This is a genomic window from Streptomyces sp. ISL-87, assembly GCF_018614095.1.
Lineage (GTDB): Bacteria > Actinomycetota > Actinomycetes > Streptomycetales > Streptomycetaceae > Streptomyces.
Genome location: NZ_JAGGOY010000086.1, coordinates 1 through 21,902, shown reverse-complemented (window position 1 = coordinate 21,902; position 21,902 = coordinate 1). Strand labels below are relative to the sequence as shown.

General features: G+C 69.7%; 29 protein-coding genes and 1 pseudogene. 19 read left to right on the top strand and 11 right to left on the bottom strand.

From position 1 onward, the window contains the following. Positions 1 to 49 precede the first annotated feature (49 nt). The 5 genes from J7I97_RS29115 to J7I97_RS29095 are packed head-to-tail and all read left to right on the top strand — an operon-like array spanning position 50 to position 4,881. Positions 50 to 691 (top strand): TlpA disulfide reductase family protein, encoded by a 642-nt coding sequence (locus J7I97_RS29115; protein WP_214940627.1) that lies wholly within the window; start codon positions 50 to 52, stop codon positions 689 to 691. Between the two features lie 13 nt (positions 692 to 704). Beyond that, on the top strand, positions 705 to 1,499 hold the full coding sequence (locus J7I97_RS29110; protein WP_374103625.1) for a cytochrome c biogenesis CcdA family protein: 795 nt from the start codon (positions 705 to 707) through the stop codon (positions 1,497 to 1,499). A gap of 13 nt (positions 1,500 to 1,512) precedes the next feature. Further along, on the top strand, positions 1,513 to 3,270 hold the full coding sequence (locus tag J7I97_RS29105; RefSeq protein ID WP_214940621.1) for a cytochrome c biogenesis protein ResB: 1,758 nt from the start codon (positions 1,513 to 1,515) through the stop codon (positions 3,268 to 3,270). Further along, on the top strand, positions 3,267 to 4,352 hold the full coding sequence (ccsB, locus tag J7I97_RS29100) for a c-type cytochrome biogenesis protein CcsB (protein ID WP_308364352.1): 1,086 nt from the start codon (positions 3,267 to 3,269) through the stop codon (positions 4,350 to 4,352). Before J7I97_RS29105 ends, ccsB begins: the two co-directional genes overlap by 4 nt. A gap of 25 nt (positions 4,353 to 4,377) precedes the next feature. After that, the gene (locus J7I97_RS29095; RefSeq protein WP_214940618.1) at positions 4,378 to 4,881 is read left to right on the top strand and encodes an SRPBCC domain-containing protein; all 504 of its coding nucleotides are present in this window, start codon (positions 4,378 to 4,380) and stop codon (positions 4,879 to 4,881) included. On the opposite strand, the gene J7I97_RS29090 is transcribed toward J7I97_RS29095, so the two are convergent. Then, positions 4,857 to 5,408 carry a hypothetical protein gene (locus J7I97_RS29090; RefSeq protein WP_251059263.1) on the bottom strand — a complete coding sequence of 184 codons (552 nt, stop codon included), beginning with the start codon at positions 5,406 to 5,408 and terminating at the stop codon, positions 4,857 to 4,859. The two genes, J7I97_RS29095 and J7I97_RS29090, sit on opposite strands and share 25 nt — an antisense overlap. A gap of 69 nt (positions 5,409 to 5,477) precedes the next feature. Continuing rightward, positions 5,478 to 5,957 (bottom strand): MarR family winged helix-turn-helix transcriptional regulator, encoded by a 480-nt coding sequence (locus tag J7I97_RS29085; protein WP_374195522.1) that lies wholly within the window; start codon positions 5,955 to 5,957, stop codon positions 5,478 to 5,480. A gap of 100 nt (positions 5,958 to 6,057) precedes the next feature. Here J7I97_RS29085 and J7I97_RS29080 point away from each other — a divergent pair, with 100 nt between their 5' ends. Then, complete coding sequence (locus J7I97_RS29080) at positions 6,058 to 6,423, top strand: cupin domain-containing protein (protein ID WP_308369342.1); 366 nt, start codon at positions 6,058 to 6,060, stop codon at positions 6,421 to 6,423. A 51-nt stretch (positions 6,424 to 6,474) separates the two neighbouring features. Here the strand turns inward: J7I97_RS29080 and J7I97_RS29075 are convergent, their stop codons facing one another. Further along, positions 6,475 to 6,786 (bottom strand): PLD nuclease N-terminal domain-containing protein, encoded by a 312-nt coding sequence (locus tag J7I97_RS29075; RefSeq protein WP_214940612.1) that lies wholly within the window; start codon positions 6,784 to 6,786, stop codon positions 6,475 to 6,477. A gap of 91 nt (positions 6,787 to 6,877) precedes the next feature. Here J7I97_RS29075 and J7I97_RS29070 point away from each other — a divergent pair, with 91 nt between their 5' ends. The 4 genes from J7I97_RS29070 to J7I97_RS29055 all read left to right on the top strand — a co-directional run bounded on the left by J7I97_RS29070 (position 6,878) and on the right by J7I97_RS29055 (position 10,383). After that, positions 6,878 to 8,335, top strand: a complete 1,458-nt coding sequence (locus tag J7I97_RS29070; RefSeq protein ID WP_214940610.1) for a menaquinone biosynthesis decarboxylase — start codon at positions 6,878 to 6,880, stop codon at positions 8,333 to 8,335. Continuing rightward, positions 8,332 to 8,802 (top strand): hypothetical protein, encoded by a 471-nt coding sequence (locus J7I97_RS29065; RefSeq protein WP_308364356.1) that lies wholly within the window; start codon positions 8,332 to 8,334, stop codon positions 8,800 to 8,802. Before J7I97_RS29070 ends, J7I97_RS29065 begins: the two co-directional genes overlap by 4 nt. Then, entirely contained in the window at positions 8,799 to 9,722 is a 924-nt protein-coding gene (mqnP, locus tag J7I97_RS29060; protein WP_214940608.1) for a menaquinone biosynthesis prenyltransferase MqnP, read from the top strand. Before J7I97_RS29065 ends, mqnP begins: the two co-directional genes overlap by 4 nt. Before the next feature lie 94 nt (positions 9,723 to 9,816). Continuing rightward, positions 9,817 to 10,383 (top strand): Uma2 family endonuclease, encoded by a 567-nt coding sequence (locus tag J7I97_RS29055; protein ID WP_308364358.1) that lies wholly within the window; start codon positions 9,817 to 9,819, stop codon positions 10,381 to 10,383. A gap of 1 nt (position 10,384) precedes the next feature. Here J7I97_RS29055 and J7I97_RS29050 read toward each other — a convergent pair whose 3' ends face one another. Further along, positions 10,385 to 10,993 (bottom strand): rhomboid family intramembrane serine protease, encoded by a 609-nt coding sequence (locus J7I97_RS29050; RefSeq protein ID WP_214940606.1) that lies wholly within the window; start codon positions 10,991 to 10,993, stop codon positions 10,385 to 10,387. A 104-nt stretch (positions 10,994 to 11,097) separates the two neighbouring features. On the opposite strand from J7I97_RS29050, the gene J7I97_RS29045 reads away from it, so the two are divergent. Then, the gene (locus J7I97_RS29045; RefSeq protein ID WP_214940604.1) at positions 11,098 to 11,787 is read left to right on the top strand and encodes a UbiX family flavin prenyltransferase; all 690 of its coding nucleotides are present in this window, start codon (positions 11,098 to 11,100) and stop codon (positions 11,785 to 11,787) included. On the opposite strand, the gene J7I97_RS29040 is transcribed toward J7I97_RS29045, so the two are convergent. Further along, positions 11,784 to 11,927: a hypothetical protein gene (locus J7I97_RS29040; protein WP_214940602.1), complete on the bottom strand. Its 144-nt coding sequence runs from the start codon at positions 11,925 to 11,927 to the stop codon at positions 11,784 to 11,786. The two genes, J7I97_RS29045 and J7I97_RS29040, sit on opposite strands and share 4 nt — an antisense overlap. A gap of 129 nt (positions 11,928 to 12,056) precedes the next feature. Here J7I97_RS29040 and J7I97_RS29035 point away from each other — a divergent pair, with 129 nt between their 5' ends. The 5 genes from J7I97_RS29035 (at position 12,057) to lepB (ending at position 16,862) form a co-directional block, all read left to right on the top strand. After that, positions 12,057 to 12,512: an Lrp/AsnC family transcriptional regulator gene (locus J7I97_RS29035; protein ID WP_214940599.1), complete on the top strand. Its 456-nt coding sequence runs from the start codon at positions 12,057 to 12,059 to the stop codon at positions 12,510 to 12,512. Between the two features lie 58 nt (positions 12,513 to 12,570). Beyond that, on the top strand, positions 12,571 to 13,749 hold the full coding sequence (gene mqnE, locus J7I97_RS29030; RefSeq protein ID WP_214940595.1) for an aminofutalosine synthase MqnE: 1,179 nt from the start codon (positions 12,571 to 12,573) through the stop codon (positions 13,747 to 13,749). Positions 13,750 to 14,042: 293 nt separating this feature from the next. Continuing rightward, positions 14,043 to 14,354: a DUF4229 domain-containing protein gene (locus tag J7I97_RS29025; RefSeq protein WP_374103623.1), complete on the top strand. Its 312-nt coding sequence runs from the start codon at positions 14,043 to 14,045 to the stop codon at positions 14,352 to 14,354. Between the two features lie 350 nt (positions 14,355 to 14,704). Further along, positions 14,705 to 16,021 carry a dicarboxylate/amino acid:cation symporter gene (locus J7I97_RS29020; RefSeq protein WP_214940592.1) on the top strand — a complete coding sequence of 439 codons (1,317 nt, stop codon included), beginning with the start codon at positions 14,705 to 14,707 and terminating at the stop codon, positions 16,019 to 16,021. A 148-nt stretch (positions 16,022 to 16,169) separates the two neighbouring features. Beyond that, entirely contained in the window at positions 16,170 to 16,862 is a 693-nt protein-coding gene (gene lepB, locus J7I97_RS29015) for a signal peptidase I (RefSeq protein ID WP_214940588.1), read from the top strand. A 25-nt stretch (positions 16,863 to 16,887) separates the two neighbouring features. Here the strand turns inward: lepB and J7I97_RS29010 are convergent, their stop codons facing one another. Continuing rightward, positions 16,888 to 17,205: a hypothetical protein gene (locus J7I97_RS29010; protein WP_214940585.1), complete on the bottom strand. Its 318-nt coding sequence runs from the start codon at positions 17,203 to 17,205 to the stop codon at positions 16,888 to 16,890. Between the two features lie 22 nt (positions 17,206 to 17,227). Between J7I97_RS29010 and J7I97_RS29005 the strand changes: the two genes are divergently transcribed. Further along, complete coding sequence (locus tag J7I97_RS29005; RefSeq protein WP_214940582.1) at positions 17,228 to 17,782, top strand: DinB family protein; 555 nt, start codon at positions 17,228 to 17,230, stop codon at positions 17,780 to 17,782. A gap of 55 nt (positions 17,783 to 17,837) precedes the next feature. Here J7I97_RS29005 and J7I97_RS29000 read toward each other — a convergent pair whose 3' ends face one another. Genes J7I97_RS29000 through J7I97_RS28990 form a run of 3 tightly spaced genes read right to left on the bottom strand, consistent with a single transcriptional unit; the run spans position 17,838 to position 19,071 of the window. Beyond that, a complete protein-coding gene (locus tag J7I97_RS29000) occupies positions 17,838 to 18,020 on the bottom strand; it encodes a DUF397 domain-containing protein (RefSeq protein ID WP_214940579.1) in 183 nt (60 codons plus the stop codon). A gap of 5 nt (positions 18,021 to 18,025) precedes the next feature. Further along, complete coding sequence (locus tag J7I97_RS28995; RefSeq protein ID WP_214940577.1) at positions 18,026 to 18,217, bottom strand: DUF397 domain-containing protein; 192 nt, start codon at positions 18,215 to 18,217, stop codon at positions 18,026 to 18,028. Continuing rightward, positions 18,214 to 19,071: a helix-turn-helix transcriptional regulator gene (locus tag J7I97_RS28990; RefSeq protein WP_214940575.1), complete on the bottom strand. Its 858-nt coding sequence runs from the start codon at positions 19,069 to 19,071 to the stop codon at positions 18,214 to 18,216. Before J7I97_RS28990 ends, J7I97_RS28995 begins: the two co-directional genes overlap by 4 nt. Positions 19,072 to 19,226: 155 nt before the next feature. Between J7I97_RS28990 and J7I97_RS28985 the strand changes: the two genes are divergently transcribed. Beyond that, a complete protein-coding gene (locus tag J7I97_RS28985) occupies positions 19,227 to 19,679 on the top strand; it encodes an ATP-binding protein (RefSeq protein ID WP_214940573.1) in 453 nt (150 codons plus the stop codon). Positions 19,680 to 20,764: 1,085 nt separating this feature from the next. After that, the gene (locus tag J7I97_RS28980) at positions 20,765 to 21,139 is read left to right on the top strand and encodes a hypothetical protein (RefSeq protein WP_214940571.1); all 375 of its coding nucleotides are present in this window, start codon (positions 20,765 to 20,767) and stop codon (positions 21,137 to 21,139) included. On the opposite strand, the gene J7I97_RS28975 is transcribed toward J7I97_RS28980, so the two are convergent. After that, on the bottom strand, positions 21,128 to 21,295 hold the full coding sequence (locus J7I97_RS28975; protein WP_214940569.1) for a hypothetical protein: 168 nt from the start codon (positions 21,293 to 21,295) through the stop codon (positions 21,128 to 21,130). The genes J7I97_RS28980 and J7I97_RS28975 overlap by 12 nt on opposite strands. 274 nt (positions 21,296 to 21,569) lie before the next feature. Further along, a pseudogene (locus J7I97_RS28970) lies at positions 21,570 to 21,902 on the bottom strand (hypothetical protein); the annotation flags it as partial.

The window sequence follows — 21,902 nt, the reverse complement described above, 5'->3', positions numbered from 1 at the left end:
CATCGGGGGGCGCGGAAGATCCGCAAATCGCTCATGCGAAACTTTTCACATGAGCCTTAGCCGCGCGCGTCGTCGCCGAAGTAGCTGCCGCTCGACCAGCGGCCGCGTCACCCTGCTGACGGCAGTGACCCTCGCCGGCGCCCTGACCCTTTCGGCGTGCGGTGATTCGGGCAGCGCCGGCGCATCCGGCTCCGCCGGCGGCAACTACGTGAGGGGCCCCGGCGGCATCTCCACCGTCGCGAAGGCGGACCGCGTGGCGGCCCCCAAGCTCGACGGCGAGACCGTCGACGACAAGACCCTCGACACGACCACCCTCAAGGGCAAGGTCGTGGTCCTCAACGTCTGGGGCTCCTGGTGCCCGCCGTGCCGCGACGAGGCCAAGTACTTCGCCAAGGTCTCCAAGGAACTGGAGGCGGCCGGGCAGCCCGTCGCGTTCGTCGGCATCAACACCCGCGACAACAGCAAGCAGAACGCCGTCGCCTTCGAGGAGAACTTCGGGATCACCTACCCGAGCCTCTACGACCCCGACGGCAAGCTGATGCTCCGCTTCCCCAAGGGCACGCTCAACCCGCAGTCCATCCCCTCCACCGTCGTGCTCGACAAGGAGGGCAAGATCGCCGCCCGCACCCTTGCCGCGATCAACGACGAACAGCTCCACAAGATCATCGACCCGCTCCTCGCGGAGAAGTGACCTCGTGGTCACCGTGGTCACCGGAGTCACCCGCGCCCCCGAGTTCGTCCTCGCCGCAGAGGCGACCGGCGTGAACCAGACCGTCCTCAGCGGGGCGCTCCTTCTGGCGCTGCCCATCTCGCTGCTCGCCGGGCTGCTCTCCTTCTTCTCGCCGTGCGTGCTGCCGCTCGTCCCCGGCTACCTCTCCTACGTGACGGGCATCAGCGGGGCCGACCTCGCCGAGGCGCGGCGCGGGCGGATGCTGGCCGGCGCGAGCCTGTTCGTCCTCGGCTTCACGGCCGTGTTCGTCTCGACCGGGGCGCTGTTCGGCTACTTCGGCGACACCCTCTCGGCGAACAAGGAGATCATCTCCCAGGTGCTGGGCGGGCTGGTGATCCTGCTCGGGCTGTTCTTCATGGGGGCGATCCCGGGCCTGACGATGCGGGAGTTCCGCTTTCACAAGAAGCCGACCGCGGGCCTGCTCGGCGCGCCCGTGCTCGGTGTGCTGTTCGGTGTCGGCTGGACCCCCTGCATGGGTCCGACCCTCGCCGCCGTCAACACGCTGTCCCTCGACCAGGCGAGTGCCGGCCGGGGTGCACTGCTGACCGTCGTGTACTGCTTGGGTCTCGGCCTGCCGTTCATCCTCGCCGCGCTCGCCTTCCGCAGGGCGCTCGGCGCGTTCGGCTGGGTGAAGAAGCACTATGCGTGGGTGATGCGCATCGGTGGCGGCATGCTGATCGTCACGGGCCTGCTGCTCGTCACAGGTTTGTGGGGCACGCTCGTCACCGACATGAAGAGCTGGACCCAGGGCTTCACGGTGGGGATCTGAGGACTAAACGCACATGAGTACGACCGACAAGGCGTCCACCGAGGCGCCGCATTCCGAGGACTCCGCCGAGGCCGCGGCCACCGCCGAGGCCGAAGCGGCAGCCACCGCCGAAGCCACCGCCGAGGCCGCGGCCGGAGCGCAGCTCTCCACCGCCCCGCAGGAGGAGGCCGCCACGGCCCCCGTCGGCATCGGCGTGCTCGGCTGGGCCCGCTGGTTCTGGCGCCAGCTCACCTCCATGCGGGTGGCGCTGATCCTGCTCCTCCTGCTCTCCCTGGCGTCCATCCCGGGCTCCCTCATCCCGCAGACCCAGGTCGACGAGATGAAGGTCGCCGTCTGGAAGCAGGAGCACGCCTCCTGGGTCACCGTCGCCGAGAAGCTCCAGCTCTTCGACGTCTACAGCTCGGTGTGGTTCTCCGCGATCTACCTCCTGCTGTTCATCTCGCTGATCGGCTGCATCCTGCCGCGCTCCTGGCAGTTCGTCGGCCAGCTCCGCGGCCGCCCGCCGGGCGCCCCGAAGCGGCTGGACCGGCTGCCTGCGTACGCGACGTGGCGGACGGAGAAGTCCCCCGGCGAGGTGCTCTCGTACGCGAAGACGATGCTCGGCGAGCGCCGCTTCCGCACCGAGGCGGGCGGGAACGCCGTTGCCGCCGAGAAGGGCTACCTGCGCGAAGCCGGGAACCTGCTCTTCCACATCGCCCTGATCGTGATGCTGATCGCCTTCGCCTGGGGGCAGTACTTCAAGTCCGAGGGCGGCAAGCTCGTCCTGCGCGGCAAGGGCTTCTCGAACACGCTCACCCAGTACGACGACTTCAAGCACGGTGCCCTCTTCGAGTCCGACGACCTGCCGCCGTTCTCGTTCACCCTGGACAAGTTCGACTCGGCGTACGAGCGGACCGGCCCGCAGAAGGGCACCGCGCGCGACTTCAAGGCGTACGTCACCTTCAGCGAGGGGGCGGACGGCAAGCCGCAGAAGCGCGAGATCGAGGTCAACAAGCCGCTCGAGGTCGACGGCTCCAAGGTCTACCTGCTGGGCCACGGCTACGCGCCGGTCATCTCGGTGACCGACCCCACCGGCAAGGTGATCTTCAAGGACGCCGTGCCGATGCTGCCGCAGGACTCCAACCTCAGCTCCACCGGCGCCGTCAAGGTCACCGACGGCTACAAGAACAAGGACGGCAAGAAGGAGCAGCTCGGCTTCGCCGCCATGTTCGTGCCGACGTTCGCCGGTGAGGGCAAGGGCACGATGTTCTCGCAGTTCCCCGAACTGGACTACCCGGTGCTCGCGCTCAACGCCTGGCACGGCAGCCTCGGGGTGGACTCGGGCCTGCCGCAGAACGTGTACCAGCTCGACACGTCGAAGATGGAGCAGTTCAAGGGCGCGGACGGCCAGCTGCTCAAGCAGCGGATGCGGCCGGGCGAGACGATGACCCTGCCGGACGGCGCGGGCACCGTGAAGTTCGAGGGCATCGAGCGCTGGGCCACCTTCTCGATCACCCAGCAGCCCGGCAGCGGCCTCGCCCTCGGCGGCGCGATCGCCGCCATCGGCGGCCTGGCCGGGTCCCTGTTCATTCAGCGCCGCCGGATCTGGGTCCGGGCGGTCGCCGGCGAGGACGGCGTGACCGTCGTCGAGATGGCGGGCCTCGGCCGCAGCGAGTCGCCCAAGCTCCCCGAGGAGCTGACGGTGCTCTCCGCCGAGCTCCACCAGCAGGCGCCCACGGCGTCCGCCCCACCAGTCGAAGCAACCGTTGAAGTTGAAGGGGAGCGCAAGTGAGTTCGCTCGCAGTCGTGGCCGACGCGGATTTGGCTCAGGCCAGTAACTACCTGGTCTATTCGTCGATGGCGGTCTACACGCTCGCCTTCCTCGCGCACATCGCCGAGTGGATCTTCGGCAGCCGCAGCAAGGTGGGCCGTACGGCCGCCGCGCTGACCGGCGCCGGTGTCCGGGCGGCCGACGCCCCCGCCGTCCAGGTGCGCGGCAAGGGGGGCACCGCCGTCCTCGACAAGCCGAAGGTCGTCACCCGCTCCGCGTCCGGCGCCCGTGACGTCCCGGACGGCCCCGGCGCGGCCGGCGGCACCGTGCAGGGCGACCTGTACGGGCGGATCGCGGTCTCGCTGACCGCGCTCGCCTTCCTCATCGAGGCGGCCGGTGTCATCGCCCGCGCCACCTCCGTGCGGCGGGCCCCCTGGGGCAACATGTACGAGTTCTCGCTCACCTTCTCCACGGTGGCCGTCGGCGCGTACCTGACCCTGCTGGTGCTGAAGAAGAACGTCCGCTGGATGGGCCTGATCCTGGTCACCACCGTCCTGCTGGACCTGGGCATCGCCACCACCTGGCTCTACACCGCCAGCGACCAGCTGGTGCCCGCCCTGCACTCGTACTGGCTGTGGATCCACGTCTCCACCGCGATCATCTGCGGCGCCGTCTTCTACATCGGTGCGACCGGAACGGTCCTGTACCTCTTCCGCGACGGGTACGAGTCCAGGCTCGCGCGCGGCGAGCAGCCGGGCCGGTTCGCGACCTCGGTCATGGAGCGGCTCCCGGCGGCGGCCACGCTCGACAAGTTCTCGTACCGGATCAACGCGGCGTTCTTCCCGCTGTGGACCTTCACGATCATCGCGGGCGCGATCTGGGCGGGCGACGCCTGGGGCCGCTACTGGGGCTGGGACCCCAAGGAGGTCTGGTCCTTCGTGACCTGGGTGGCGTACGCCTGCTACCTGCACGCCCGTGCCACGGCCGGCTGGAAGGGCCGCAAGGCCGCGTACCTCGCGCTCTTCGCCTTCGCCTGCTGGATCTGGAACTACTACGGCGTGAACATCCTGCTCAACGGCAAGCACTCGTACGCGGGCGTCTGACCGGCGGGAGTGGGACGCTGGTGTCATGCCTCCTGTGAGTCATGCCACCAGCGAGAGCCGGGGCGAGGGCCGCTGGCTCCTCCGCTTCGAAGTGCACCTGCCGTGCGCCTACGCGGACCTCTGGCCCGCCCTGACCACGGCGGAGGGGCTGCGCGGCTGGCTGGCCGCCGCCGACGTCCTTGAGCGGCGGCTCGGCGGGGCCGTCACCCTGCGCTGGCTGAACACCGGGACGACGGTCTCGGGCCGCATCACGGCCTGGGACGTCGAGCGGGTCGTGGAGTACACGGTGGCCGAGCACGGGCGGATCCGCTTCCACCTGGAGCCGGTGGGGACGGATTCCACGCTCATCCGCTTCCTGAACGAGCGGGACGGCTCGGACGAGGACCGGCTCGACAGCCTGGCCGGCTGGCACCACCACTTCGAGCTGCTGGAATCCGCCCTGCACGGCCATCCGGCGGACTGGTCCCGGTGGACGGACGCCCGCTGGGCGGAGCTGCGGTCCTCCTACGCGTCCTTCTCCAGGACGTAGGCGCTGCGCGCGCTCGGGTCGCCGAAGAAGAAGTACAGCTCCAGCGCCTGCCGCGCGTCGCGGCGCAGCTCGAAGGTCCACAGATAGCGCTCGGGCGCCGATCGCCGGGGCGGTACGTCGCCACGTGCGGCCGCGGCGGTCCGCGCGGGCAGGTGGAGGAGGACGTGCTGGCCGTAGTTCCAGCCGGCGGGGCGGCGGCTGACGAGCTCCCAGGTGCCGGGGCCGGTGAGCCGCCAGCCGTGGTCGTAGTCGAGTTCCTGCCCGTCGAGCAGGGTGACGGCGGCGGTTCCGTCGGAGTGGAAGACCACCTCGGTGCCGTCGACGCAGCGCCAGGTGCCGACGATCTCGGCGTTCTTCGCGTCGTAGACGGCGGGGGCCGCGTCGTAGGTGTGCGGATCGCCGCCGGCCATGGTGAGCAGGGCGGCGACGATCAGCCCGTACGCGAGCAGATTGCGCAGGACCGTGTCGACGACGCGCGGCCCGCTCTTCTCCGGCCTGCTCTTCTCCGGCCTGCTGGTATCCGGCATGGGGTCATTCTGGCAGCAGCCTTGAACGTGTTCAATTGTGTCCAGCGTCACATGGTCGACGCCCCCTGGTCACCACACGGGGCGCAGGGCGGGCAGGCCCTCTTCTCCGTGCAGCGTGCGGACGACGTGGATGAGCTCGGTGCGCAGGGTGGCGAGGTCGGCGCTGCGGCCGAGCTCCGCCTCCAGTTCGTGCAGGATCCGCCCCGCGACGGCCAGGTGGTCGGTCGCCGCCCCGGTCAGGACCACCAGCTTGCGGCGCCCGCCCTCGGGGTGCGGCTCGCGGCGGACGTAGCCCCGCTTCTCCAGATCGTCCACGATCTGCCCGGCGGCCTGCTTGGTCACCCCGAGCCGTTCGGCGAGCTCGGTGGCGGTGGCGCCGGGGCCCTTGAGGGCCTGGAAGGCCATGCCGTGCAGGGGGCGCAGGTCGGCGTACCCGGCCTCGCCGAGCCGCCGGGTGAACTCGCCGAGCATCAGCTGGAAGCCGAGGCCGAGCAGGAAGGTCAGCTCGATGCCGCCCTCTTCGCCGCCCTCTTCGTCGTTTCTGGTCACGGAAACATGGTGACACGGGTGAGTCAATCTGCTTTACTCGGATGAGTAAAGGTACTTGACTCACTCGCTCCCAGAAGAAGACAGAGGACCCGCCTTGCGCGTGATCGCCCCTTCCCCCGAGAACGTCACCGCCACCCCGAACGCCACCATGACCGGCTTCTCCGCCCCCAGCCGCGGCAGCTCCGAGCTCAGCACCTGGCACGTCGCCATGACCGCGGGATCCGCCGGCCCGGAGCACTCCGTGAGCCGGGAGCAGGTCTGGACGGTCACCGCCGGCTCCCTGGAGGCCACCTGCGACGGCCGCACCGAGAAGGTCACCGCCGGCCAGACGCTGGTCCTGCCCGCGGGCGCACTCCGCCACGTGCGCGCCCCCGAGGACTTCGAGGCGTTCGTCGCCATGCGCGCCGACGGGGTCGTCTCCGTCCCGGGCACCGAGGGCACCCGCACCCTGCCGTGGGCCTCGTAGAGGCTCTGCTCGCAGGGCACTTGAGGCGGTAGTTGCCAAGTCGCCCAGGGCCTAGGCGTCGTCGTCCTTATCGTTCTTCTTTTCCTGCTCGTCCCCCAGGGACTTCAGGAACTCCGGGTTGTCGTCGGGCGCCACCCACTGCGCCCGGCGCGCCCGGCCGCCGCCGAAAGCGCCGCCGACCGCGGTCCGCTTCTTGCCCGCGAACAGCCACACCACCGGACCGACGATCGAGAAGAGCAGGATGATGATCACCCAGATCACCTTGGGAAGGTGCTTGACCTCCTCCTCCGGCGTGTTCAGGCAGTCGATGAAGGCGTAGATGGTCAGCGCGATGATCAGCAGGAACGGCAGGTAGCGCAGCACGGTGCGGGACCGACTCCCAGGCAGTGGCGGAGGGCCCGCGCGGGGGCCCCGGTGACGCCTCCAGGGTAGTTGGTGACGGATACTGACCCCTATGGCTTACGACGATCTCCGCTCGCTGCTCCGGGCTCTGGAGCGGGAGGGCGACCTCAAGCGCATCAAGGCCGAAGTCGACCCGTACCTGGAGGTCGGGGAGATCGTCGACAGAGTGAACAAGGCGGGCGGGCCCGCGCTGCTCTTCGAGAATGTCAAGGGCTCGGCGATGCCGCTGGCCATGAACGTATTCGGGACCGACCGCCGCCTCCTCAAGGCCCTCGGCCTGAAGTCGTACGCCGAGATCAGCGAGAAGATCGGCGGCCTGCTCAAGCCCGAGCTGCCCCAGGGCTTCATCGGCGTCCGCGAGGCCTTCGGCAAGCTCGGCTCGATGGTGCACGTGCCGCCGAAGAAGGTGAAGGGCGATTCCGCCCCCGTCCAGGAGGTCGTCCTCACCGGTGACGACGTGGACCTGGACCAGCTCCCGGCGCTCTTCACCTGGCCCAAGGACGGCGGGTCCTTCTTCAACCTCGGCCTGACGCACACCAAGCACCCGGAGACGGGCGTACGCAACCTCGGCCTCTACCGCCTCCAGCGCCACGGCAAGCGCACCATCGGCATGCACTGGCAGATCCACAAGGACAGCCGCAACCACTACGCGGTCGCCGCCAAGAAGGGCGAGCGGCTGCCGGTCGCGATCGCCTTCGGCTGCCCGCCGGCGGTGACGTACGCGTCCACCGCGCCGCTGCCGGGGGACATCGACGAGTACCTGTTCGCCGGCTTCGTCGCGGGCAAGCGGATCGAGATGGTCGACTGCAAGACGGTCCCGCTCCAGGTCCCGGCCAACGCCGAAGTCGTCATCGAGGGCTGGCTGGAGCCCGGGGAGATGCTCCCCGAGGGCCCCTTCGGCGACCACACCGGCTTCTACACCCCGCAGGAGCCCTTCCCCGCGCTGAAGATCGACTGCGTGACGATGCGCAAGCGCCCGCTGATCCAGTCCATCGTCGTCGGCCGCCCGCCGACTGAAGACGGTCCGCTGGGGCGTGCGACGGAGCGTTTCTTCCTCCCGCTCCTCAAGATCATCGTCCCGGACATCGTGGACTACCACCTCCCCGAGTCGGGCGGCTTCCACAATTGCGCCATCGTCTCGATCGACAAGAAGTACCCGAAGCACGCGCAGAAGGTCATGCACGCCATCTGGGGCGCGCACATGATGTCGCTGACCAAACTGATCATCGTGGTGGACGCGGACTGCGACGTCCACGACCTGCACGAGGTGTCCTGGCGGGCGCTCGGCAATACGGACTACTCCCGCGACCTGACGGTGGTGGAGGGCCCGGTCGACCACCTGGACCACGCCTCGTACCAGCAGTTCTGGGGCGGCAAGGCGGGTATCGACGCGACGAAGAAGCTGCCCGAGGAGGGCTACACCCGCGACGGCGGCTGGCCCGACATGGTCGAGTCCGACCCGGCGACGGCCGCCCTGGTCGACCGCCGCTGGAAGGAGTACGGCCTGTGAGCCCCACCGGCGTGAGCGGCCCGGCCCTCTTCATCGGCGACGACACGGCCTACGTGGCCCTCGTGCGGCCGCGTCTCGACCCGGCGGACCCGGACATCCGGCGGGCGGCCGAGGACGCCGGGGTCTCCCCGGAGGAGTTCGCGGGCCCCGGGAACATCTGGGCGCTGATGCTGGAACAGGAGGACGGCGAGGGCGACGGCTTCGAGTTGCCGGGCCTGCGGGACGCGGAGGCGGAGGATTTCGCGGAGCGGCTGCTGGCGGCACTGAGCACGTCCGAGCCATTCACCGTCGAGGCCGGGATCGTGCTCCGGCTGGACGCCCGCCCGGGCGCGGACGCCTGGACCGTCACCGCCCACGTCACCCCGCCCGAGGGCCACGACGGCCCGCCCCGGATTCTGGAGCTCGGCCCGCTGCCCACCACCGAGCTGGTGGCCGACCTCGAAGAGTTCCGGAGAAGCCTCGCATGATGACGACCGCCGACGATGTGCTCGGGCCCGGCCCGGCGCCGCAGCCGACCGGCAAGGTCAAGGCGTTCCTGCGGCTCGTGATGATCGAGCACTCGGTCTTCGCGCTGCCCTTCGCCTACATCGCCTCCCTCACCGCCATGTTCCGGTTCGACGGGAACGTGCACTGGGGCAAGCTGCTGCTCGTCACCGCCTGCATGGTCGGCCTGCGGACCTTCGCGATGGCCGCCAACCGGATCATCGACCGCGAGATCGACGCCCGGAACCCGCGCACCGCCGGCCGCGAGCTGGTGACCGGCGCGGTGTCGGTGCGCTCGGCCTGGACCGGGGCCGGGATCGCGCTCGCCGTCTTCCTCGGCTCGGCGGCGCTGTTGAACCCGCTGTGCCTGTTGCTGGCGCCGCTCGCGGTGGTGCCGATGGTGGTGTACCCGTACGGCAAGCGCTTCACGAACTTCCCGCACGCCATCCTGGGCCTGGCCCAGGCGATCGGGCCGATCGGGGCCTGGATGGCGGTCACGGGGGAGTGGTCCTGGGACGCGGTGATCCTGGGCCTCGCGGTGGGCGTATGGATCGGCGGCTTCGACCTGATCTTCGGCAGCCAGGACGTGGCCGCGGACCGTGCGGAGGGCGTCAAGTCCGTCCCGGCCCGCTTCGGCGTCGCGGCGGCCCTCTGGGGCGCCCGCGCCGCGCACGTGGTGACCACGGCCCTGCTGGCCTGGTACGCCCTCGCCGCCGACGCGGGCGCGCTGTTCTGGTTCGGCCTGCTGATCGTCGTAGCGGCCTTCCTCTACGAGCACACCATCGTGAAGCCGAACGACCTGTCCCGCCTCAACCGCGCCTTCTTCACGGTCAACGGCTTCATCGGCATCGCCCTCTTCGCGTGCGCCGTACTCGACCTCGCGGTCCGGGGCCTGACCCTGTAGCCCGATCGTGTGGGGCCCGCCGGATCTTACGGTTCGAGGCCTGACCCTTTGGCTACCGTCCGGCCTACCATCGATGGCAGGGAAGGAGGCCTACGTGACCATCTCGGAGAGCGACCGCCTGCACTCGCAGCTCAGCCGGTTCGAGGACATGTTCCCGGGCTACCGGACGGAGATTGTTGAGGGCAACATCGTGATGAGTCCGCTCAAACCGCACCACAACGCCACCATCTGGGCGCTGTGGAGTGTGCTGAAGTCTCAAGTGTCCGACGAGTGGGACTTTCTCAGCGATGTGGCGATCCCCTTCGACGGCGACAACGAGTTCTGCCCCGACCTCGCCGTGGTCCCGGCAGCAGAGGTCGCCAAGAACCTCAGTGCCTACTCGCCCGACCTGATCGAGCTGGCGATCGAGGTGGTCTCCCCGAGCAGCGTGCGCAACGACTACGAGATCAAGGACAAGGCCTACGCGGCCCGCGGTATCCCGAACTACGTGATCTTCGACCCGTACAAGGCGCACTGCGTGACCCTGTGGAACCCGGGCCCGGACGGCTACCGCGGGCGGGATGTGATCCCGTACGGCCAGGCCGTCGTCGTCGAGACTGGCATCGGCAAGTTGAGCATTGGCACCGCCGAACTCCCCGTGGACCCGGGCGCGACCCCCTGACTCATCCCCGCAGGGCCGGGCGCCTGCCCACGAGGAACGCCGCGCCGGCGCCCGCCAGGAGGCCGAAGAGGTGGGCCTGCCAGCTGATCATGGAGTCGGTGGGGAGGGCGCCGGCCAGGAACGTGGTGCCCCAGACGGCGGCTATGACGATGCCGACGGCGACCCCCAGCGGTTTGCGCTCGACGAAGCCGCGGACCAGCAGGTAGCCGAAGAGGCCGAAGACCAGGCCCGAGGCGCCCATCGTGATGCTGTGCGAGGGGGAGGTCAGCCAGACCGCGAGGCCGTCCACCAGCACGATGGCGACGCACACCGTCAGGAAGCGGCGTATGCCGCTGAGGGCCGCCACGAAGCCGAGGACCAGCAGGGGGATGCTGTTGGACGCCACATGGTCGAAGCCGAAGTGGAGGAAAGGGGCCAGGGGGATGCCCGTCAGGCCGTCCGCCTCGCGGGCCTTGATCCCGTAGGCGTCCAGGGCGTGGCCGGTGACGAGGTCCATGACCTCGATGAGCCACAGCAGGGCCACCCAGCCCAGCATCAGCTTTCCGGCCGCCTTGGCCCGGTCGGCCTGGCTCCACTCGGCGCTCCGCGCGTCCGAACCTGCGTACGTCATGTCGGTCCCCCCACCTCTGCGCCGTGCCACGTTCTGTCCCACCCTGTGAACGTCGGGTCACCTTACTCAGTGCCCGATCGCGGTGGCCGGATAGGCTCGGAGCTATGACTGACGGCAAGCGCACCCCGTGGGTGGTCGGGGTTTCCGGCGCGTCCGGGACGCCGTACGCGGCGTCGGTGATCCGCGGACTGCTGGCGGGCGGCGAGAGTGTGGACCTGGTGGTCAGCCGGGCCTCGCGGCTTACCCTGCTGGACGAGACCGGGATCGCCTTCCGCGACGCGCACTGGCGCGACGACCTCGCCGAGTGGCTGGGGCGCGGAGCGGACGGCAAGCCCGGCACGTATCCGCGGCCTGATCTGGACGACGTCCGCTACTGGGGCGCCGGGGATCTGGCCGCCGGACCGAGCTCGGGCTCGTACCCCGTGAAGGGGATGCTGATCGTCCCCGCGTCCACGGCCTGCGTGGCGGGGGTGGCGCTCGGACTGTCGAAGGACCTGCTCCAGCGCGTGGCGAGCGTGACGCTCAAGGAACGGCGCCGGCTGGTGGTCGCGGTGCGGGAGACCCCGCTGAACGGGCAGACGCTCAAACATCTGGTGGCGCTGGACGAGGCGGGCGCAGTGGTGCTGCCCGCCTCTCCGGCGTTCTACGCGGGTGCGACGCACATCCAGGATCTGGTGGATTTCGTCGCGGGGCGGGTGCTCGACGCGGCAGGTGTGCCGCACAAGCTGTACCGCCGTTGGGAGGGGGAGCTGGGTGGCGGCTCCCGCCCCCTGGAGGCAAGCGGCGGTGACTAGCGCTTCTTGGCGGTGCGCGGCTTGCGGGTCTCGCGGCTCTCATGCAGGCGCTGGGCGGCGGCCGGCTGGTCAGTGCGGGATCGGTTGGCCAGCTCCTGGAGCTGTCGCATGTGCGCGTAGGCCATCTCGATCGTGTACACGGTGAACCACTCCTGATGATTGTCAGATCTTCATTGATCTGTTGAGAGATTCACAGGGCGTTGACCCTGTGTGCCTTAGATTCTATACCTAAACTTGCAGGATCACCGAATAATGGAAGGCTCCACGTAATGGACACGGTGGACAGGCAGCTCATCCAGGCACTCCGGGAAAACGGTCGTGCCTCGTACGCGGAGCTGGGCCGTCTCGTGGGCCTCTCCGGCCCCAGCGTCACCGACCGCATCAACCGCCTGGAGACGGCGGGCGTGATCACCGGTTACCGCGCGACCGTCGACTCGGCCTCGCTCGGCCTCGGCGTCACGGCGCTGATCGGTATCTCCCTCTCCGACGCCGCGGACCACGAGGACGTGGCCCGCCGGCTGCGCGACCTCGCGGAGATCGAGGACTGCTGGTTCATCGCCGGCGACGACTCGTACATGCTCAAGGTCCGGGCCGGCGACGTGGACGGGCTGGAGAAGATCATCCGAAAGCTCTCCAGCACCAAGGGTGTCTCCCGCACCCGTACCACCATCGTGCTCTCCACCAAGTGGGAGAACCGGGTCGGCGAACTGCCCGAAGAGTCCTGAGAGTACGGTTGGCAGGGTTGGGCAAGGGCTAGCAGGACATAGAGGAGGCGACCGGCCGATGACTGCATCTATTAAAGATGTAGGGCTCAAGCGCGAGCTGGAGGAGAAGGTTCGCTCCGGCGAGCGGCTGACCCGTGAGGACGGCATCGCCCTCTACGAGTCGGATGACCTGGCCTGGCTCGGCGGCCTCGCCCACGAGGTGCGCACGCGCAAGAACGGCGACGTCGTCCACTTCAACGTCAACCGCCACCTCAACATGACGAACGTGTGCACCGCCTCGTGCGCGTACTGCTCGTTCCAGCGCAAGCCGGGCGAGAAGGACGCGTACACGATGCGCATCGAGGAGGCCGTCCGCCTGGCCAAGGCCATGGAGAACGACAGCCTCACCGAGCTGCACATCGTCAACGGCCTGCACCCGAGCCTGCCGTGGCGCTACTACCCGCGCTCGCTCTCCGCGCTGAAGGAGGCGCTGCCGAACGTCTCGCTCAAGGCGTTCACGGCCACCGAGATCCACCACTTCGAGACGATCTCCGGGATGTCGGCCTCCGACATCCTGGACGAGCTGATCGAGGCCGGCCTGGAGTCGCTGACCGGCGGCGGCGCGGAGATCTTCGACTGGGAGGTCCGGCAGCACATCGTCGACCACCGCACCCACTGGGAAGACTGGTCGCGCATCCACCGGCTCGCGCACGAGAAGGGCCTCAAGACCCCCTCGACGATGCTCTACGGGCACATCGAGGAGCCGCGCCACCGGGTGGACCACGTGCTGCGGCTGCGCGAGCTCCAGGACGAGACCGGCGGCTTCCAGGTCTTCATCCCGCTGCGGTACCAGCACGACTTCGTGGACATGAAGGACGGCAAGGTCCGCAACAAGCTCCAGGCGCGCACGACGATGGCCACCGGAGCCGAGGCGCTGAAGACCTTCGCGGTCTCGCGCCTGCTCTTCGACAACGTGCAGCACGTCAAGGTCTTCTGGGTGATGCACGGCGTGCAGACCGCCCAGCTCGCGCTCCAGCACGGCGCGGACGACATGGACGGCTCGGTCGTCGAGTACAAGATCACGCACGACGCCGACGACTACGGCACCCCGAACAAGCTGGGCAGGGAAGACCTCCTGGAACTGATCCGGGAGGCGGGCTTCCGCCCGGTCGAGCGCAACACGCGGTACGAGATCATCCGCGAGTACCCGGGCCCGGATGCGGCCCTGCGCGAGTCGCCGCAGGCGATGCGCGTCTGAGTTCGCCACGCCGCCGAGCCGTCGGCGCGCGTGAGTACGCCCCGGTCCCGTTGAGGACCGGGGCGTCTTGCGTTCCGGCGAGTGGGAACGGGAACGCACCGCAAACCCGGCGACGACCGCGACGACATCACGATGCTGCTCCCGCTGCACTGACCTGGCCCGATCCCGGCCTGATCTTGGCCCGACCCCGGCCGGCCCGGGGCCCGGGACCCCGGCGGGCCGGAGCGCGGGTCCGGCGTGCTTCACTGGACGGGCACGAGCCGCAGTACGACGACGAGAGAGAAGGGGTCACCGTGTCCCTCAAGCCGAGCGCAACGATCCGCTACACCGCGATGCGCCTGGGCATCTTCGTCGGGTGCCTCGTCGCCGTCGCGGGCCTGGTCCGCCTCGGCTGGGTGCCGTCCGGCCTCGGTGACGCCAACTTCGCCTGGATCGTGCTCCTCGCGCTGGTGCTGTCCGCGCCGCTGTCCTTCGTCCTGCTGCGCAAGCAGCGCGACGAGATGTCGCAGCAGATCGCCGGACGCGTCGCGGGTGCGAAGGAGAAGCTCGCCGCGAACCGCTCGCAGGAGGACGCGGCCGATGACGCCGCCCGCGTGAGCTCGTAAGGCCCCAGTTAGCTTCATCACACACCGAACTGCCCCAGCACCGGGTTTACCGCCCGTAACGCTGGGGCTTTCGCGTTTTCCGGGCGGGTCCCTGGCGGGTCCGGGGGCTGTGTGCCGACCTTGGCTCAAAGTACGCCTTTGAGATTCTCAAAGCTAAAGTGTTAGCGTGTTCAACATGTTGACCACAGTTGCGCACCACATGACCACGGGCGTCCCGCTCGTGGGGCGCCTGCACGTCGACCTCTGCCGCCGCGTGTCCGCGGCCTGTTGCGGCTGTCGCTGAGCCCACCCCCCACCGTTCTTCTGTTTGCTCCGCGCGTCACCCCCTTTGGCGCGCCACCCCCCGGAGAGTGTCCGTGTCCGCGACCCCCCAGGCCCCCGCCAAGGCCTCGTTCAAATTCCCGTTCAAGTTCCCGTTCTGGGCCCAGATCATCACCGGTCTGGTGCTCGGTGTGCTGCTCGGCTGGCTCGCCAAGGGCCAGGACGTCAGCTGGCTGCGCACCACCCTCCAGCAGGTCGGCGACATCTTCGTCCAGCTGCTGAAGCTGGCCGTCGCCCCGCTCGTCTTCTTCGCGATCCTGGTGTCCATCACCAACCTCCGGAAGGTGAACAACGCCGCGCGGCTCGCCTCCCGGACGCTGCTCTGGTTCATGATCACCTCGCTGATCGCGGTGGGCATCGGCCTCGCGATCGGCCTGCTGACCAACCCCGGCGCCGGCACCGGCCTCACCCCGCAGGACGGCAAGCTGCCCAAGAAGCAGGGCTCCTGGATCGACTTCCTGACCGGCATCGTGCCGACGGACGTCGTCACGCCGTTCACCGAGCTGAACGTGCTCCAGATCGTCTTCATGGCCGCCGTCGCCGGTATCGCCGCCCTCCAGCTGGGCAGCAAGGCGCAGCCGGTCCTGAACCTCGCCGAGTCCGTCCTGGAGCTGCTGCAGAAGGCCCTGTGGTGGGTCATCCGCCTCGCCCCGATCGGCACCGTCGGCCTCATCGGCACCGCGATCGCCACCTACGGCTGGGACCTGATCGGCAAGTACGCGACCTTCACCGCCGACGTCTACATCGGCTCGGCCCTCGTGATGTTCGGCGTCTACCCGCTGCTGCTCGCCACGGTCGCCAAGGTCAGCCCGGTCCAGTTCTTCAAGGGCGCCTGGCCGGCCATCCAGCTGGCCTTCGTCTCCCGCTCCTCGGTCGGCACCATGCCGGTCACCCAGAAGGTCACCGAGCGCCTCGGCGTCCCGAAGGAATATGCGAGTTTTGCGGTTCCGTTCGGAGCCACTACGAAGATGGACGGCTGCGCCGCGATCTACCCGGCGCTCGCCGCGATCTTCATCGCGCAGATCTTCGACGTCCAGCTGGGCATCAAGGAGTACTTGCTGATCGCGTTCGTGTCGGTGGTCGGCTCGGCCGCGACGGCCGGTCTGACGGGCGCCACGGTCATGCTGACCCTGACCCTCTCCACCCTGGGCCTGCCGCTCGAGGGCGTGGGCCTGCTGATGGCGATCGACCCGATCCTGGACATGATGCGCACCGCCACCAACGTGGCCGGCCAGGCCGTGGTCCCGGTCCTCGTCTCCGCCCGCGAGGGAATCCTGGACAAGAAGGCCTACGCGGCCGCCTCGTCCTCCCCGCTGGAGGAGCGGGCGGTCCCGGTCGCGGCGTGACCGCTGCGGCGTGACGCTGCCGCGTGACCGCTGTCGCATGACGGCTGCCGCGTGATCGGCCCCGGATCGGCCCCGCCGGTCCGGGGCCTGACGGCTTTGCATACCCTTCCCGCACGCGTACACGCTTCGGGAGGGCAGCTTCGTGGATATGGAACGCAGGCCGGGGCGGAGACTGGGCATCTGGGCGATCGTGCTCCTCGTGACCGGTGCGGTGCTGGCGGTGGTGCCGTGGCTGGGCACTCTGGCGCTGACCCGGCACGAGATCAAGGCGTACTCCGTACCTTCGGACTCCATGATCCCGACGTACTGGCGCGGGGACCTGGCCTACTTCGCCCTCGGTGACGCGGACGACCTGGGCGTCGGGCGCGGGGACGTCGTGCTCTTCTCGGCTCCGGAGTGGGTATCCGAGGGGCCCTGGCTCAAGCGCGTGGTGGCGGTCGGCGGCGACCGGATCTCGTACCGCAGGGGCGATGCGACGCTCATGCTCAACGGGAAGCCGCTCGATGAGCCGTACGTGAAGGACCGCGCGATGCCGTCGACCGTCCCGTTCGAAGTGACCGTGCCCGAAGGCCGGATGTTCCTGATGGGCGACAACCGGCTCAACTCGGCGGACTCCTCGATGCACCTCGGTGACGACGGCCAGGGCTCGCTCCCGCTGTCGGCGGTGCGCGGCAAGGCCATCGAGCGGCCGACGGCGGTGATCGTGGCGGGCGGGGCCCAGCTCCTGGGCATGGTCGTCTTCTTGACCGGCGGCGGCCTGGGTATCGCCGCACTGGTGGTGCGGCGTCGGGCGGCGGCCCGGGCGGCGCGGGTTCCTGTCTGGCCGACGCCGGGAGCCTGACGGCTGTGGTGACGGCTGTGGTGCGTCAGACCGTCTTGGCGCGGATGTAGGCGGTCAGCCCGAGGGCGAGCGGCGCGGCGTACCACCACCGGCCCATGGTGCGCCGGTACACAGGGAGGAGCGAGAGCAGCAGCCCGAAGAGGCTGATGCCGACCACGAGGTAGGAGCCCGCCGCGATGTCGTCGCGCATGCGGTCGTCCTTGGGGCCGCCCGGCTCGGCGACGAGCACGAGGAAGCAGAAGTACACCGCCGGCAGGTAGATGAGGGCGAGCGGAACCCCCAGTACCCACTGCAGGCACCCCCGGTCCTCGGGGAGGTCGATGTTCTCGCGGCCAAAGATCACCGCGTCAGATTAATTTGTACGTATGGCAAACCCAACTCGAAGAGCAGAACTGTTCGTTGGCCCCGAGAGCGACGGCCGGTTCAGCGGGCCGGCAACCGGTGACGAGCGGCTGATGCTGATCGACATGCTGGGGGCCCAGCGCACGACGCTGGAGCTGAAGTGCGCGGGCCTTACCGACGACGCGTTGCTCTCGCGGCCCCTGGCGTCGACCACGCTCTCGCTGCTCGGCCTGGTCCGCCACCTCGCGGATGTGGAACGCCGCTGGTTCCGGCAGGTGCTGGCCGGCCAGGACGCACCGCTCGTCTTCTCCTCGGAGGCCGACCCCGACGGGGACTTCGACGGTGCGATGCCCGGGCCCGGCGTCATCGAGGAGGCATGGAAGGCCTGGCGAACGGAGGTGGCTTTCGCGGAGCACTTCGCCGTCGAGGCACCCTCCCTGGACATCGAGGGCGACGACGACTGGCGCGGCACGGTGTCCCTGCGCTGGGTGCTGATCCACCTGATCGAGGAGTACGCCCGCCACAACGGCCACGCCGATCTGCTCCGCGAGAACATCGACGGGGCCATCGGCTTGTGACCCGGGCTCGGTGCCCCCGCCTGTGCCTGCGGGGTGCGGGCGGGGGCGGGGGGTGTCAGTTGCCGGACGCGCTGGACACGAATCCGGCCCAGGCGTGGGGGGTGAAGGCGAGGAGGGGGCCTTGGACGTCCTTGGAGTCGCGGACGTGGACCGTGCCGGGGGTGGTGGCCACCTCGACGCAGGAGTCTCCCTCGCTGCCGCTGCTGTAGCTGCTCTTGAACCAGTCCAGCTCGGGCATCGGGACTATGCCTCCCCTGCGTGCGAGACGAAGCCGGTCCAGGCATGTGGCGCGAAGGCGAGGCGGGGGCCCTGGGCGTTCTTGGAGTCGCGGACGTGGACGGTGCGGGGGGTGGTGGCGACCTCGACGCAGTCGTCGCCCTCGCTGCTGCTGCTGTAGCTGCTCTTGAACCAGTCCAGCTCGGGGTTGTGGATCATGTTTCTCCCAGCAGTTGCTCGATGAAGGCCCGCGATTTCGGCGGCGTCAGCGCTTGAGCTCGGATGGTGCCATAGCGAAGTTCAAGGATCCGGAGCTGCTTCGGGTCGGAGACCGGGCGGCCATGGAAAGCGCCATCGGAGCGCCCCACCGCAGTGCCGTCAACAAACTTCAGCACCTCAATCAGACCGCCCATGCCGGCATGGTCTTCGAGGCTGGTCGGCATCACCTGGAACTCGACGTTCGGCAACTGGGATACCTCCAGAAGGCGTTCGAGCTGTCGGCGCAGAACCATTGTGCCTCCGATCGGGCGACGGAGGGTCACCTCCTCCTGGACGAAGCTGAGCGCCGGAGCGGGTGAGCGGCCGAAGATCGACCGTCGGGCCATGCGGGCAGCCAGGTTCCGGTCCATCTCGTCGGGCGGGTAGGCGGGCCGCCTCATTCCGAACAGGGCTGCCGCGTACTCCTCCGTCTGGAGCAGGCCATGGATGTTGTGGCTGCTGTACATGCCGATCTCGACGGCCTTGGCCTCCATCTTCGCCAGGGCGCGGACCTTCTTCGGGTAGCGGACCTGCTCAAGGTCGGCCTTCATCGCGGCGATCTTCCCGCCCGCGTCGAGGACCTCGTCCGCCCTGTCGAGATATTCGGGGCGAGGGATTCGTTTTCCGGACTCCACCTTTCGAACCTGGTCCTCCCCGTACCGAATTCGCGCCCCGAAATCCGCTACGCGCATTCCCGCCGCCTCCCGCCATGTCTTGAGCTGGCGGCCCAGCGCGGCCACCACCGCAGCCCCTTGTTCGTCCTCGGGATCGACGTCCCAGCCGGGCTCTTCCGTACCGTCACTGTCCACGCTCATGCGCGCCCACCTCCGACGAGCCGATTTCCTCAACGCCCCGTACCCCGCAGGCAACTCCGGACAGCCGGGACAGCACCGGACAAGCTCCGGACAAACGCGGGACGCACAGGCGGTGTCCCTTCTCACGGTACGCACGACCGGCCACGCTGAGTGACGTGAATCATCAACTTGCCCAAACCTGGGCCTCTGCACGCCAGTTTGACGTCCAGCTCTCCGCCACCCCGCGAGGAGCCCGGCTCGCCCGGCTGCTCGCCGTCGAGCAACTCCGAGGCTGGGGGCTGCCCTTCGACCGGGCCGCACACGTCATCGCGGAGCTGGCCGCCAACGCGGTGACCCACGGCAAGGTGCCCGGACGCGACTTCCGGCTCGCCCTCGCCGTCACCCGGAGCACGCTGCGGATCGAGGTAACCGATACGCGGGGTGACCGGACCCCGGGCGTGCGCGAGGCGGTGGAAACGGACGAGTTCGGGCGGGGATTGCTGCTGGTGGAGGCGCTCGCGGACCGGTGGGGCGTCACGAACGGGCCGGCTCCGCGCAAGGTTGTGTGGGCGGAGATTTCCGTGTCCACCGGGTCGCGGATTTCCGCGACCCGGTGCGCCGAGAGGTAAAGAAAGACCAAGTAACAGGAGCTAAAACCAACCCGACCAAACCCCTCCGGCTCCCCGTAGCTCGGACGGGTGAATCTGCCAACTGGAGTGGAATTCGGGTCTGTTGCCGGGCATATGCTCGGCCCGACAACCACAGACATGAGACGGCCCCCGCCGGGACTGGCATCCCGAACGAGGGCCTGACCAACGAGGAAGATCACCACTTCCCTATGGCTCTTGAGCACCCTAGCGCGCCCGCGCGCCCGTGGTCCGGTGTTCCCTCCGAGACCCCCCGATCCGGTGTAGTCCACGTCAACGTCCGGCACGCCAGCCGCTACACCGTGATCGGCAACCACCTGGCCCAGCACCGCTCGCTGTCGCTGACGGCGAAGGGGCTGGCCGTGTACATCCAGTCACTGCCTCCGGGCGCGTCCATCGGGATCAAGTGCCTCGCCGAGCGCAACCCGGAGGGCGAGGTCCGCATCGCCGCCGCCCTCCGGGAGCTGGAGGAACACGGCTACCTGGAGCGCCGCCGCGAGCGCCTGAACTCCGGACGAGTGGTCACCCGCACCTACTCGTACAACAACCCAGCAGCGGAACGCCCCGAGCCCCCACCACCGCCTCCGCCGCCCCCCGCAAACCGCCCCCCGACCCCGCAGCCCACCCCCGGCCCCGGCCTCGGCCTTGGCCTTGGCCCCGGCCTCGGTCCCGGCCTCGACCCCGGTCCCGGTCCCGGTCCCGACCCCGACCCCGGTCCCGGCCTCGGCCTCGGCCTCGGCTCTCGTCCGGATCAGGGGTTGGTCCCCGCCCCGGGGGCTGGTCCTGGCCGCCACGCTGGCTCCGATCCGGGAGCCGGCCCCGGCCCGTGTCGTGGCTCTGTCCCCGATCCGGAGTGGGGCCCCGGCTCGGGACACGGTCCGGGCTCTGACCGGGGCGCTGGCCTTGGCCAAGGCCCCGATGCGGGAGCTGGCCCCGAGGCCGACCGCGGCGCTGGCCCCGGCCCGGGTAATGACCCCGGCCCAGGTTCTGGCGCCGACCCCGGCCAGGGGGCCGGCCCCGGCCCCCAGGTCGACCCCGACCCCGCGCCGGAGCCACGGTTCGTGCGGGTGGCTGCTGAGATCCTGGCGGGGCTGCCGCGGCGGGATGCTCGGCTGGTGTTGCCTGAGAAGGACGTGCGGCGGCTGGCGCCGGGGCTGGCCCGCTGGCTGGAGCGAGGGGCCGATCCGGAATCGTGCGGGCGCACCCTGGCCGCGAGTCTCCCCGAGCCTCTGAAGACCCCGGTGGGAATCATCGCCCACCGGATCGTCGCCCTGCTCCCCGCCTGGATGCCCGTACTCCCACCCCGCCGGGCGTTCGTCCCGCCGGACCCGTTCCAGACCTGCGACGGCTGCGAGCGCGTCTTCCGCTCCCGCGAGCCGGGCCGCTGCCGAGACTGCCCCCCCAACGGACAGCGCGGCGGCGGCCGCCGCCTAGCGCTCTGACCGGGAACGTTCACCGGGCCGCCGCGCAAGGGCGTGGGGCACCGGGAGGTCGAACAAGGCCGTGCCGTCGAGGCCCAGCGTCTGCTCCACCACGCCGTCGAGCGCGCGCAGCGCCTGGTGGACGTGCGCCCGCTGCACCATGGCGAACTGCGCCACCTCCGCCACCGATGCCGACCCGAACCTTCCAGATGGCGCAGGATGAGGCTCATCAGCGCCTCCGGCGCTGCCTCCCGCCCCGTGCTGACCGGGCCTGTTCGCGCTGCGACGTACGAAGTTCGGGTGCCGAACGACCACGGCCCGCCCGTCGGGGAATGGTGCAACGGCGCGTATGCCCGCAGCCCCCAATTCCTCTGCGCGCCGAGCCGGTTCCACAATGCGAGGTGCGGCGAGGCGGCGTGCTGTGCTTGCAGCGCGACGAACCGCGCGGCGCCTACGCGGGGAGCCGGGGGCCCGGTATGCCGAGGCCGGTGAGGAGTACCGCCGCCAGGTCTTCCACGAAGGGGGCGGACTCGGTCAGCGCACGGCGGATGAGGTCCTGGTCCGCGGTCAGGCCTGCCGCCGCGGACCAGGACAGGGCGGCGATCACCGCCGGGGCGACCGAGTAGCGGTGGACCGGTATCTCGTAGTCCGCCGCCGTCTCGCGGTCGAGCAGGGCATGCCATCGCCTGCCGTCCGGCGCGGCCCCCTCCACGAACCCGACGTCGCTGTCCAGGTAGTTGACGACGACCGCCGGCGCCCCGGTTGCCCCGCTCGTCATGCCCGA